Raw genomic sequence first — 11,947 nt, forward strand, 5'->3', positions numbered from 1 at the left:
GCACCTTCGAGGCGGCAGAATGGCGAACATATCGGGCGGAAATTCCCGCCGGGAAGGCTGGTTGCCTTTCCAAGGGAATTTTCGTTCGAGATGGAAGCCATTCTGCCGTCCCGCAGGGATTTGGCCAAAATGGCCTCTCGCAGCGTCGAGAAGTCTTGAAATATCGACATATTCCTGTGCCTTCTCTCCTCGCGACAGGCCATTTTGACTCAAACCTCGAAGGTGCGGTGCATGGGGCCTGACCCTAGGCCCCATCCCGAGGGGGACGGGGCCTCACCGCTGGGCTGGCCTCAATCCGCGATGAGGCCGATCGCAAGGTAGATCACCAGCAGGCTGCCGAAGCCGAACACCGTGCCCAGCGCGAAGGCAATGCGCACCAGCGTCACGTCCCAGCCGAAATACTTCGCAATGCCCGAGCAGACGCCCATGAACCTGGCATTGGGCTTGTCGAGGCGGAAGGCGCCGCTGGAGGGGGTGTTGCCGCCACCCATGCGATCGACCGCGCTCACGCGACGACACTCACATAGGCGCCGGCGCTGTGGGCGGGGGCTTGGCTGGGGGTGTGGACGGTGCCCTGGATGGTAACCACCGAAAGCACGAGGGCGAGAGCGGCGGCGACAGCCTTTTCGCTGATGGTGTTGAGAGAGATCATGGTCTGGTCCTTCCTGTTCAATCTGTTTCGCGGCGCTTGCCGCAGATGCAGGAATGATTGCAGGGAGCGTGCCAATTTCGAAAAGGCCCGAAAAACCGGGCTTTCTTCTCCATGAACGGATTTCGCATCATCGGCTCATTTCTGACTATTGGTGATTTTTCCCAACTTTCAGCAAGCGCCTTTCGCGTGACTTCGCGCAGGCCCCGGCCTATCGACCGCGCATGGCGCTGACGCGGCTTACCCTCACCCAGTTCCGCAACCATGCCGCCAGCCGGCTGGACGGCGCGCGCCAGTTCAACCTGCTGGTCGGCGAAAACGGCGCGGGCAAGACCAACGTGCTCGAAGCGCTGTCGCTGCTCGCCCCGGGACGCGGGCTGCGCCGCGCGGCACTGGCCGATATACCTGCCCACGGCGGCGACGGCGGCTTCGCGGTCAGCGCGGACCTGGCGAGCGAAGTGCAGCTCGGCACCGGGGTGCGGCCCGACCGGCCAAATCGCCGCGTGGTCCAGGTCAACGGCGCCGAAGCTCCGGCGCTGCGGCTGGGCGAATGGCTCTCGGTCGGCTGGCTGACCCCGGCGATGGACCGGCTGTTTGCCGAAGGCGCGGGCGCGCGGCGGCGGTTCCTGGACCGGCTGGTGCTGGCGCTTGAGCCAGGCCACGCCCGCAACGCCAGCCGGCTGGAAAGCGCGCTGCGCGAACGCAACCGCCTGCTCGGCGAAGCGGTGGAACCCGATCCCGCCTGGCTCGACGCGCTGGAAGGACAGCTGGCCGAAGCCGGGGCGCTGGTCGCGCAGGCCCGCGCGCGGCTGGTGGCGCGGCTGGCCGAAACGCTGGCCGTGCTGCCCGAAGCGCCGTTTGCCCGGCCGCTGCTGGCCTACCAGCCCGGCGGCCCGCTGGGTCCCGCAGAGCTGGCCCAGGCCCTGCGCGATGGCCGCCGCCGCGACCGCGCCGCCCAGCGCACCCTGACCGGCCCACACCGCGACGAATTGGCCGTGACCATGGTCGGCAAGCAGCAGCCCGCCGCCGAATGTTCCACCGGCGAGCAGAAAGCGATGCTGATCGCGATCACCCTGGCCCATGCCGCGCTGCTGGACGATGCGCGCCCCGGCCTCCTGCTGCTGGACGAAGTCGCCGCCCACCTTGACCCACTGCGGCGCGAGGCGCTGTTTGACCGGCTGCGCGCCGGCACCGCACAAGTCTGGCTGACCGGAACGGAACTCGCCCCGTTCAGCGCGATTGCCGATGAAGCCGCCGTCTGGCGTGTCAGCGACGGGGCCGTGCTGCCGCTTTAGGCCGGCGCTTTGGGCAGGGCCTTGGCCACCTTGTCCGCCGTGGCCGCGACGATCCGGTCGATCCCCTGCAGCGTCGGATGGATGTGATCGGCCTGGAGCAGGTCCGGCTTGCCCATCACCGGTTGCAGGAAGAACGGCACCAATGCGGCGCCATGCTTTTTCGCCAGCGCCGGATAGATCGGATCGAACTTCGCCCGGTAATCCGCCCCCAGGTTGGGCGGCGAGAGCATGCCCATCAGCATCACCGGGATCTTGCGTTCGCCCAGCCGGGTCAGGATCGCATCGAGGTTGGCGCGGGTCTGTTCAGGCGGCAGGCCGCGCAGCACGTCGTTGCCGCCCAGACTGATCAGCACCAGCGCCGGGGGCGTCGGCTGGCTGTCCAGCGTGAAATCCAGCCGCGCCAGCCCATCGGCGGTGGTGTTGCCCGAAACCCCGGCATTGGCGATCCGCGCATTGATCCCGCGCGCGCGCAAGGCGGCTTCGAGATGGGCGGGATAGCTTTGCCCCGGTTCAAGCCCATAGCCCGCGAACAGGCTGTCGCCCAGCGCCAGCACCGGTACTTCGGGGCCCATCACCGGCAGCTCGTCCGCCGGGGCGGCCAGGCTGGCACCGGGCGCGGGGGCCGCCGCTTCCTGCGTGCCGCAAGCGGACAGCAACAGGGCAAGGCCCAGGGGGGTTGCAACTCGGGCCAGGCGCTTCCATCTCATGCAGCACATCTCCTTGCCTCTCCAGCTAAGGTCTTCTCCCCGCGTGACAAGCCCCCCTTCGCCGCCCGCCGCGATTTCCGCCTCCGCGCTTACCCTGACCCTTGGCAGCGGCGACCAGGCGGTCGAAATCCTGCGCGGGATCGACCTGACCGTGCCGCAGGGGCAGACCCTGGCGCTGCTGGGGCCTTCGGGGTCCGGCAAAAGCAGCCTGATGGCCGTCCTGTCCGGGCTGGAACGCGCCAGCGGCGGCAGCCTGCAAGTGGCCGGCGCGAACTTTGCCGCGCTGGACGAGGACGCGCTGGCCGCCGCGCGGCGCGGGCGGATCGGGATCGTGCTGCAGGCCTTCCACCTGCTGCCGACCATGACCGCGCTGGAAAACGTGATGACCCCGTTGGAGCTGGCCGGCCTGCCCGATGCCCGCGCCCGCGCCGAAGCGGAACTGCGCGCGGTCGGCCTGGGCCACCGCCTGACCCACTATCCCGCCCAGCTGTCCGGCGGGGAGCAGCAGCGCGTGGCGATTGCCCGCGCGCTGGCCGCCCGCCCGGCGCTGGTCTTTGCCGATGAACCGACCGGCAACCTCGATCACGCTACGGGTGAGGCGATCATGGACCTGCTGCTGGCCCGCCGCGCCGAAACCGGCGCGACGCTGGTGATCATCACCCACGACCCGGCCCTGGCGGCGCGGTGCGAGCGGGTGATCACGCTCGCCGACGGCCACATCGCCAGCGACACGGCACCGGCGTGAACAATCCCGCCCTGCCCTGGTCCACCGCCTGGCGGATCGCCCGGCGCGACCTGTCCGCCCGGTTCCGGGGGCTGCGGCTACTGCTGGCCTGCCTGTTCCTGGGGGTCGGCGCGCTCGCCGCAATTGGCACCCTGACCGGCGCGATCGAGCGTGAGCTGAAAGACCGCGGCCAGGCGATCCTCGGCGGCGACCTGCAAATCGAAGTGTGGCAGCGCCGCGCCAGCGATGCGGAGCTGAAGGCCTTTGCCGCAATGGGCCAGGTATCGGGCGGGATCCGCCTGCAAGCCATGGCGACACGGGGAACCCTCGCCTCGCCAGTGGAGCTGAAGGCGGTCGACACAGCCTGGCCGCTGGTCGGGCGGCTGGAGCTGGACGATGGCCGCACGGTCGGCGCGCCTCAAGCGGGCGAGGCCTGGCTGTCCGGCGATGCCGCCGCGCGGCTGGGGGTCAAGCGCGGCGACAGTTTTGCCATCGGCGGGCAGGCGCTGAAGGTTGGCGGGATCATTAAGACCGAGCCCGACCGCCTGTCCGAAGGCTTTGCCCTGGGCCCGCCGGTGATCGTGGCCGACAGTTTCCCGGCCAGCGCCGGACTGACCCAGCCGGGCGCAATGTACCGTGCGCGTTACCGCGTGCTGCTGCCCCAGGGCGGCGAGCCGGTGGCCGCGATCGACAGCCTGAAGGCGAAGTTCCCGGCTGCCGGCTTCACCTATCGCCAGCGCGACAAGGCCGCGCCGGGGGCCGAACAGTTCGTTGGCCGGATGGGCGAATTCCTGGTGCTGGTTGGCCTTGCCGCGCTGGTGATCGCCGGGATCGGGATCGGCGGCGGGGTGTCCTCCTACATGGAAGCCCGGCGCGGCAGCATTGCCACGTTCAAGGTGCTGGGCGCGACCAGTGGCGACATTGCCCGGATCTATGTGTTGCAAGTGGCCAGCGCCGCGCTGATCGGCGCCTTGGCTGGGCTGGTGGTGGGCGTGCTGGTCACGCCGCTGTTCACGCAGATGCTGGGCGAGCTGCTGCCCGTGGCCCCCGGGCTGGTGCTGGACTGGAGCGCGCTGGCGCGGGCCGCCGCCTATGGCCTGCTGGTTGCGCTGGTGTTCGCCGCGCCGCCGCTGCTGGCCGCGCGGCGCTTTCCGGCGATGGCGCTGTTCCGCGCGCGGGTCAGCCCGCTGGCGGGCGCGCGGCGCGAGGCGCTGATCCCGGTGCTGGGCGGCATGGCCGCGATTGCCGCGCTGGCCATGGCCACCGCCGCGCAGCCCAGGGTCAGCGCCCTGTTCCTGGCCGGCGCGGCGGCGCTGCTGGGCCTGCTCGCGCTGCTCGGCTGGGGTATCCGCCATGGGGCCAGCCGCGCGCCGCACCCGCAGCGGCCGCTACTGCGGCTCGCGCTGGCCAACCTCCACCGCCTCTCGGCGCAGACCGGGGCGCTGGTGACGGCGCTGGGCTTTGGCCTGTCGGCCTTTGTCCTGCTGGCAGCAGTCGAAAGCGCGCTCGATGCCAATATCGCCAAGCGGGTGCCGCAGAAGGCGCCCGACTATTTCGTGCTCGACGTGCCCAAGGACCGGGCCGACGCCTTCCGCACGGCCGCGACGCAAAGCGAGCCGGGCGCGCAGGTGCGGCTGGTCCCGGCGCTGCGCGGGGCGATCCTGGCCTATGGCCCCGAAGGCGCGATGACCCGCGTCTCCAGCCTGAAGCGCATTCCCGACGATGCCTGGCCGCTGCGCGGCGAACGCGGGCTGACCTATTCGGACGAGGTGCCCGAAGGCAACATCATCACATCCGGCGAATGGTGGCCCACCGGCTATTCCGGCGAACCGCTGGTGTCGGTCGATGAACGGCTGGCCCAGATCCTGAACCTCAAGCTGGGGGACAAGATCACCGTCGGCCTGCTGGGGGTGGAACGCAGCGCGCGGATCGCCTCGTTCCGGCGGATCGACTGGGATTCGCTCGGCTTCAACTACGTCCTGGTATTCTCGCCCAACGCGATCAGCGATGCGCCGCACAACATGGCGGCGATGGTCGACGTGCCTGAGGGCGTGGACAAGGCCCCGCTGCTCCAGCGGCTGGTGCGCGAATTCCCGTCCAGTTCGGTGATCGAGGTGGGCGGCGTGCTGCGCCAGGCGCGCGATCTGCTGCGCCAGGTTTCCACGGCGATCCTCGCGGCGGCATCGGTCGCTGTGCTGGCCGGGGTCGCGGTGCTGCTGGGCGCGATTGCGGCGGCACGGGCCAGCCGGCTGTATGACAACGTGATCCTGCGCGTGCTGGGGGCAAGCCGCCGGCAACTGCTGCTGCTGCAACTGGCCGAATACGGGCTGCTGGCGCTGCTGCTGTCAGGCGTCGCGCTGGCGCTGGGCAGCGGGCTGGCCTGGGTGGTGGTGGTCAAGCTGTTCGAATTCGAATGGCTGCCCGACTGGACCCAGGTGCTGGCCGTGCTGGGCGCGGGACTGGCGCTGGTGATCGCCTTTGCCCTGGCCGGATCGCTGCCGCTGCTGCGCGCCAAGCCGACGCAGGCGCTGCGCGAATTGTAAGTCCATGCCGGGGAGCGGCATGCCCGCCCCCCGGCACGGCCGCTGGATCAGGAAAACACGTCGGCGCTGGTTGGGTCCTTGGGATCGGGGCCAAAGCGGTTCGGCCCACGCGTCCCTTCGAGGCACATGAACACCAGCACGATCAGCCCGCCGATATAGGGGATGAAGCCAAGCAGCACGAACCACCCGCTCTTGTCCTGATCGTGGAAGCGGCGAACCTGCACGGCGATGCTCGGGATCAGGCTGCCCAGCCCCCACAGCGCCAGCAGGCCGATGCCGACAAACGACAGCACGCCCATCTGCGGTTCGCCGGTGGTTTCGTCGATCCCGCCCATGCCGCCGAACATCAGCCCCAGCAGCACGATCGACACGATTACGCTGAACAGGGTGAACATCCAGTATTCCTTGCGCCGCGACCGGCCGGAAAAATCGGCATAACGGCGATACGGCATCAGCATCCATTCGAGCATGGCTTTCCCCCTTCTGCTCCCGCGCGCAAGCTGCGCTGCTGGGGGTGAAAGCACCACAAACCCCTGATCTTGGCAAACAAAAAGGGGAGCGGTTGCCCGCTCCCCTTTCGTGTCCCTGCGGGCTGGTCAGCCTACCACTTGAACCGCACCGAGCCGCCCCAGGTGCGCGGCTGGTTGGGATAGCCCGAGATCGAGCCCGACTGCGCGACCGAGTCGAACATCGCCACCAGGTAGCGGTCGTTGGTGAGGTTGCGGCCCCAGACCGAGAATTCGAGCCCGTTGGCCATGGCATAGGTCAGCGAGGCGTTGATTTCGCTCACTTCCCGCTTGAACGGCCGCGCGGCATCGAACGCCGGCTGATAGCTGACCACCTGGCCCAGCGCATTGCGCTGGATGAAGCCCGGCAGCCCTTCGAGGATCGCGACCGGCGATTCGTAGTGCCAGTCGCCCCGCGCGATCACGCGGTCGCCATTGCCCAGCTCGTGGTTCCAGGTCGCGCCGATCGTGGTCGCCAGGCCCGGAATGCCGGCCGGACGGGTGCCGCTCGCATCGCCCAGCGGCGAAGCGACGAAGCTGTCGTATTCCGGATCGAGCCAGACCAGCGACAGGTTGAGCGTCAGCTCCTTGCCCGCCTTCATCGTGCCGTCGAATTCGACGCCCTTGGTGGTCTGCTTGCCGGCATTGGCCAGCGCAAAGCCGGTGCCGGTGAAAGTGTTCGACTGGAACCCGGTGATGGTCTGCTTGAACACGGTCAGGTTGGCGCTGGCGATCCCGAAGTTGGCCTTCAGCCCGAGTTCCAGCACCTTGGCGTCTTCCGGCCCGGCAAAGCGCGAGCCGGTGGTGAGGTTGTTCACCAGCAGCCCGGCACTGCCCAGCGCGGCCAGGTCGGAACCGAGCGGACGGCTGTCGCGGCCCAGGTTGAAGCTGGTCGCCTTGAAGCCGGTGGCATAGGAAGCATAGGCGTTGACGCTGTCGGTCACGTCCCAGGCCAGCCGCGCTGTCCACGAGAAGTCGCCGTCGCGGGTCTTGCCGCTTTCCACCGCGTTGGGGAAGTTGGCGAAGGGCGGCAGGAACTGCAGCGGCTTGAGCCCCAGCAGCGAATTGACCGCCGGGTTCGCCTGGTTGGCATTGGCAAAGGCCGTCGCACCCGAAACGATCGCGCTGTAGATCGCCGGCTGGGCCCCGGCAAAGGCGGCAATCTGCGAAGCATTGGCCGAAGTGCCGAGCGACATCGCCGCGCCGACCTGCTGCGCCACCACCGTGTTGCGGATCACCCCGTTGCCGATTGCCACCAGGTTCAGCCCCGAGAAGGCATCGGTGCTGGTGACGTTGGACCGCACGTCCTTGGCGTCGTGGGTATAGTTGCCGCCCAGGGTCAGGGTCAGCTTGTTGCCCAGTTGCACATCGACATTGCCGAACACCGACCAGGCGGTGTTTTTCATGGCGAAGCTGTCGAACAGGCCCTGGCCCTGCTGCTGGAACGTGTTCAGCGGCAGGCCCAGCACCTGGGTTTCAAGCAGCGTGACCCCGCCGCCCGAGAGCAGGTTGGCATAGGGCCGGAACGCCTTGCCATAGGTCAGCGCGTTGCTGGTCTTGACCTTTTCGTCAAAGAAGAACCCGCCCAGCATCGCGTTGAACACGTCCATGAACCCGGCCGAAAGGCGCAGTTCCTGGGTGAAGGTATCGATATCCAGCGAACCGGCGTTCTGGCCGATCAGGTCGGCGCTGGTGAAGTCCGAATCCTGGTTGGTGCGGCTCTGGCTGCTGCGATAGGCGGTGATCGAAGTGATCTTCAGCGGCCCGACCGAATAATCGGCCTGGCCCGAAACGCCCCAGTTCTCGATCTGGTTGCTGCTCGGGAAGTTCGAATAGCCGACATTGCCGAACGGGGTGTTGAAATCGTTGACCTTGCCGCCCAGTGCTTCCAGCGCGGTAGTCGCGCCCGAACGGCGCAGGTTGACCACGGCGCAGCAGGCTTCGTCGATCTTGTCGTAATCGGCGATCAGGCGGATCTTCAGCGCTTCACTGGGTTCGAAGCGCAGCTGGCCGCGGGTGAACCAGCGGTCGCGTTCATTGGTGCGCCCGCCATAGCCCAGGTCCTTGACCGTGCCGTCGCGCTTGTTGATCCCGGCGGCCAGGCTGGCCGCGATGCTGTCGGTCACCGGCCCGGTGACATAGCCCTTGAGCACCATGGCATCGTAGTTGCCATAGCTCGCCTCGACATTGCCGTGAAACTTGAACGAGGGTTCGCGGGTGACCAGGCTGATCACGCCCGCGCTGGCGTTCTTGCCGAACAGGGTCGACTGCGGCCCGCGCAGCACTTCGACGCGCTGGACGTCGGGCAGGTCGCCGATCTGGGCGGCGGTGCGGCTGCGATAGACGCCATCGACGAACACGCCGACCGACGGTTCGATCCCGGCGTTGTTGGCGCCGTTACCGAAACCGCGGATGATGAAATTGGTGTTGGCGCTGCTTTGCAGCTGGGTCACGCGCAGCGCGGGGACCAGGGTCTGCAGGTCCTTGAGGTCACGCACCACGGCGCGGTCGATGGTTTCGGCCGTGGCGACCGAAACGGCCACCGGCACGTCCTGCAGCGTCTGTTCGCGCTTGGTCGCGGTGACGACGATCTCGTTCCCGTATTGCTCGGCCTGGCCATCATCGGCGGGAGGGGCGGCCTGCGCCTCTTCCTCGGCCTGGCCTTCCTGCGCCATTGCGGCGGTCGGCAGGGCAAAAGCGGTGGTGGCGATGCCCAGCAGCAGCGCCGTGCGAAGCGAACCGGCAAACACGGCAGCATTGGATTTCATGGGTAATTCCTTGCAGCGTCCATTTCAGCCCCGCGGCGCAGGCGCACCCCTGGGACCTGCGGGCCAGATAGGTCCGCCCCGCATGACTAGCAATTGTCCTGCATCAAATAATTACACGCTCGCGCAAGGCTGTTGCACGCGGGGCACACGTGCCCCTTCAGCAAGCTTGCTCCGGAGGCCCGCTTCGGCTAGGGCGCGCGCGCATATTGCGGTGCAACACGCCCCGCCCGATCCCTCTGTTACCGAAGGCCCTCTCATGTCCGCCCCCCTGCCCCTGCGCAATATCGCCATCATCGCGCACGTTGACCATGGCAAGACCACCCTGGTCGACCAGCTGTTCCGCCAGTCCGGGACCTTCCGCGACAACCAGCGCGTGGAAGAACGCGCGATGGATTCGAACGATCTGGAAAAGGAACGCGGGATCACCATTCTCGCCAAGCCGACCTCGATCGAATGGAACGGCACGCGCATCAACATCGTCGATACTCCCGGCCACGCCGACTTCGGCGGCGAGGTGGAGCGCATCCTGAGCATGGTCGACGGCGTGATCCTGCTGGTCGACAGCTCGGAAGGCGCCATGCCGCAGACCAAGTTCGTCACCGGCAAGGCGCTGGCGCTGGGCCTCAAGCCGATCGTCGTCGTCAACAAGGTCGACCGCCCGGACGAACGCATCCAGGAAGTGCTGGACGAAGTGTTCGACCTGTTCGTCACGCTCGACGCGACCGACGAACAGCTCGATTTCCCGGTGCTCTACGCCTCGGGCCGCAATGGCTATGCCAGCACCGATCCCGACCGCCGCGAAGGCACGCTGGAACCGATGTTCCAGAAGATCGTCGATCACGTGCCGCCGCCGAACCTGGATGAGGACGCCCCGTTCAGCTTCCTCGTCACCCTGCTTGATCGCGACAACTTCCTCGGCCGCGTGCTGACCGGCCGCGTCCAGTCCGGCACGGTCAAGGCCAACCAGGCGATCCATGCGCTGGATGCCGACGGCAAGGTGATCGAAACCGGCCGCGCTTCCAAGATCATGGCCTTCCGCGGGCTTGACCGCGTGCCGGTGGACGAAGCCAAGGCGGGCGACATCATCAGCCTGGCCGGCCTCGCCGTCGCGACCGTTTCCAACACCATCGCCGACACTTCGGTCAGCGTGCCGATCAAGGCCCAGCCGATCGATCCGCCGACCCTGTCGATGCGCTTTGCCGTCAACGACAGCCCGATGGCCGGGCGCGAGGGCGACAAGGTGACCAGCCGCATGATCCGCGACCGCCTGATGCGCGAAGCGGAATCGAACGTGGCGATCAAGGTCACCGAAAGTGCCGACAAGGACAGCTTCGAAGTGGCCGGGCGCGGCGAACTGCAGCTTGGCGTGTTGATCGAAACGATGCGCCGCGAAGGCTTCGAACTCGGCATCAGCCGTCCGCGCGTGCTGTTCGGCACCGATGAGCAGGGCCAGCGCACCGAACCTTACGAAACGGTCGTGATCGACGTCGACGACGAACACTCGGGCACGGTCGTCGACAAGATGAACCAGCGCAAGGCGGAAATGACCGACATGCGCCCCTCGGGCGGCGGCAAGACCCGCATCACCTTCTCGGCCCCGTCGCGCGGGCTGATCGGCTACCACGGCGAATTCCTGTCCGACACGCGCGGCACCGGGATCATGAACCGCCTGTTCGAAAAGTATGGCCCCCACAAGGGCCCGATCGAAGGCCGTTCCAACGGCGTGCTGATCTCGAACTGCACCGGCGAAGCGGTGGGCTATGCGCTCAACAGCCTGGAAGAACGCGGCGTGCTGTTCGTGCGCCCGCAGGACAAGATCTATGAAGGCATGATCATTGGCGAAAACGCCAAGCCGGAAGATCTTGAAGTCAACCCGATGAAGTCGAAGCAGCTGACCAACTTCCGCTCGACCGGCAAGGACGACGCGATCCGGCTGACCCCGCCGCGGATCATGACGCTGGAACAGGCCATCGCCTATATCGACGACGACGAAATGGTCGAAGTGACGCCCAAGTCGATCCGCCTGCGCAAGGCGATCCTCGACCCGAACGAGCGCAAGAAGGCCAGCCGCAAGAAGGAAGCGGCCTGATAGCAGCTGCGGTCGGGGCGAGCCGGCCTTGTTCAGGTTTTTTCCACAAAACCTGAACAAAGGCTGCAAGCCCCGCACCGCCGGCGTTCAGGCGCCGGGGTCCATTGCGGGTTCCAACGCGGCGAATCACCTGGCACCGGGCCAGGACACGCCGCACCGGAGCACGCAATCATGGGCACCCTTTCGCTGAAGAAGACCGTCCTGGGCACCACCCTGCTGGCTACCGCGCTGGCCAGCGCCAGCCCGGCCATGGCCAACGATTCCCGCTATCGCCGCCATGACAATGGCGACACCGTGGGCGCCGCCGTGGTGGGCGGGATCATCGGCCTGACCATCGGCGCGCTGATCGCCTCGAGCGGCAAGAACAAGCGCGACCGCTGCGACGATCGCCGCCACGACGACCGCCGCTGCTACGCCCGCGACAATCGCCCTTATTACGATGGCTACAACGGCAATGGCGGCGGTTACTACAACGGCTATCCGCAGCAGGGCGGCTATTATGGCAACGATGGCCGCTATTACCGGAATGACGGCGGCTATGCCGATGGCCAGTACGGCCGCGGTTATCGCGGTTACTGAACCACCTTTCCCGCTTTCTCCCGCGCAGCGCCCGGGGCAGCAGTGCCCCGGGCGTCTGGCGTGTGGGCGCCACATCGGCTAGAGGAG

The 11,947-nt window shown here is 67.5% G+C and carries 11 protein-coding genes; 6 read left to right on the forward strand and 5 right to left on the reverse strand.

All coding sequences use genetic code 11. The annotated features are described in order from the left end of the window. Positions 1-242: hypothetical protein (locus ACE3N9_RS05345; RefSeq protein ID WP_374281605.1), on the forward strand; the 242-nt coding region annotated here is incomplete at its 5' end. 48 nt (positions 243-290) lie between these two features. Here the strand turns inward: ACE3N9_RS05345 and ACE3N9_RS05350 are convergent. Together ACE3N9_RS05350 and ACE3N9_RS05355 are read right to left on the reverse strand one after the other, a co-directional pair. Further along, positions 291-509: a PspC domain-containing protein gene (locus ACE3N9_RS05350; RefSeq protein WP_374281607.1), complete on the reverse strand. Its 219-nt coding sequence runs from the start codon at positions 507-509 to the stop codon at positions 291-293. Further along, positions 506-652 carry a hypothetical protein gene (locus ACE3N9_RS05355; protein ID WP_374281609.1) on the reverse strand — a complete coding sequence of 49 codons (147 nt, stop codon included), beginning with the start codon at positions 650-652 and terminating at the stop codon, positions 506-508. The genes ACE3N9_RS05350 and ACE3N9_RS05355 overlap by 4 nt, the downstream gene beginning before the upstream one ends. A gap of 221 nt (positions 653-873) precedes the next feature. Here ACE3N9_RS05355 and recF point away from each other — a divergent pair, with 221 nt between their 5' ends. Next, entirely contained in the window at positions 874-1,944 is a 1,071-nt protein-coding gene (recF, locus tag ACE3N9_RS05360; protein WP_374281611.1) for a DNA replication/repair protein RecF, read from the forward strand. Here the strand turns inward: recF and ACE3N9_RS05365 are convergent. Then, on the reverse strand, positions 1,941-2,651 hold the full coding sequence (locus ACE3N9_RS05365) for an arylesterase (protein WP_374281613.1): 711 nt from the start codon (positions 2,649-2,651) through the stop codon (positions 1,941-1,943). The genes recF and ACE3N9_RS05365 overlap by 4 nt on opposite strands. On the opposite strand from ACE3N9_RS05365, the gene ACE3N9_RS05370 reads away from it, so the two are divergent. Both ACE3N9_RS05370 and ACE3N9_RS05375 read left to right on the forward strand, forming a co-directional pair. Next, complete coding sequence (locus tag ACE3N9_RS05370; protein ID WP_374281615.1) at positions 2,650-3,396, forward strand: ABC transporter ATP-binding protein; 747 nt, start codon at positions 2,650-2,652, stop codon at positions 3,394-3,396. The two genes, ACE3N9_RS05365 and ACE3N9_RS05370, sit on opposite strands and share 2 nt — an antisense overlap. Then, positions 3,393-5,918, forward strand: a complete 2,526-nt coding sequence (locus ACE3N9_RS05375; protein ID WP_374281617.1) for an ABC transporter permease — start codon at positions 3,393-3,395, stop codon at positions 5,916-5,918. The genes ACE3N9_RS05370 and ACE3N9_RS05375 overlap by 4 nt, the downstream gene beginning before the upstream one ends. Before the next feature lie 47 nt (positions 5,919-5,965). Here ACE3N9_RS05375 and ACE3N9_RS05380 read toward each other — a convergent pair whose 3' ends face one another. Beyond that, positions 5,966-6,388 carry a DUF805 domain-containing protein gene (locus ACE3N9_RS05380; protein ID WP_374281619.1) on the reverse strand — a complete coding sequence of 141 codons (423 nt, stop codon included), beginning with the start codon at positions 6,386-6,388 and terminating at the stop codon, positions 5,966-5,968. Positions 6,389-6,519: 131 nt separating this feature from the next. Continuing rightward, positions 6,520-9,192 carry a TonB-dependent receptor gene (locus ACE3N9_RS05385; protein ID WP_374281621.1) on the reverse strand — a complete coding sequence of 891 codons (2,673 nt, stop codon included), beginning with the start codon at positions 9,190-9,192 and terminating at the stop codon, positions 6,520-6,522. Between the two features lie 256 nt (positions 9,193-9,448). On the opposite strand from ACE3N9_RS05385, the gene typA reads away from it, so the two are divergent. Together typA and ACE3N9_RS05395 are read left to right on the forward strand one after the other, a co-directional pair. Beyond that, positions 9,449-11,281 carry a translational GTPase TypA gene (gene typA, locus ACE3N9_RS05390; protein ID WP_374281623.1) on the forward strand — a complete coding sequence of 611 codons (1,833 nt, stop codon included), beginning with the start codon at positions 9,449-9,451 and terminating at the stop codon, positions 11,279-11,281. A 171-nt stretch (positions 11,282-11,452) separates the two neighbouring features. Further along, positions 11,453-11,860 carry a hypothetical protein gene (locus ACE3N9_RS05395; protein ID WP_374281625.1) on the forward strand — a complete coding sequence of 136 codons (408 nt, stop codon included), beginning with the start codon at positions 11,453-11,455 and terminating at the stop codon, positions 11,858-11,860. Positions 11,861-11,947 lie beyond the last annotated feature (87 nt).

The organism is Novosphingobium sp., assembly GCF_041905565.1.
In the GTDB taxonomy this organism is placed as follows: domain Bacteria; phylum Pseudomonadota; class Alphaproteobacteria; order Sphingomonadales; family Sphingomonadaceae; genus Novosphingobium.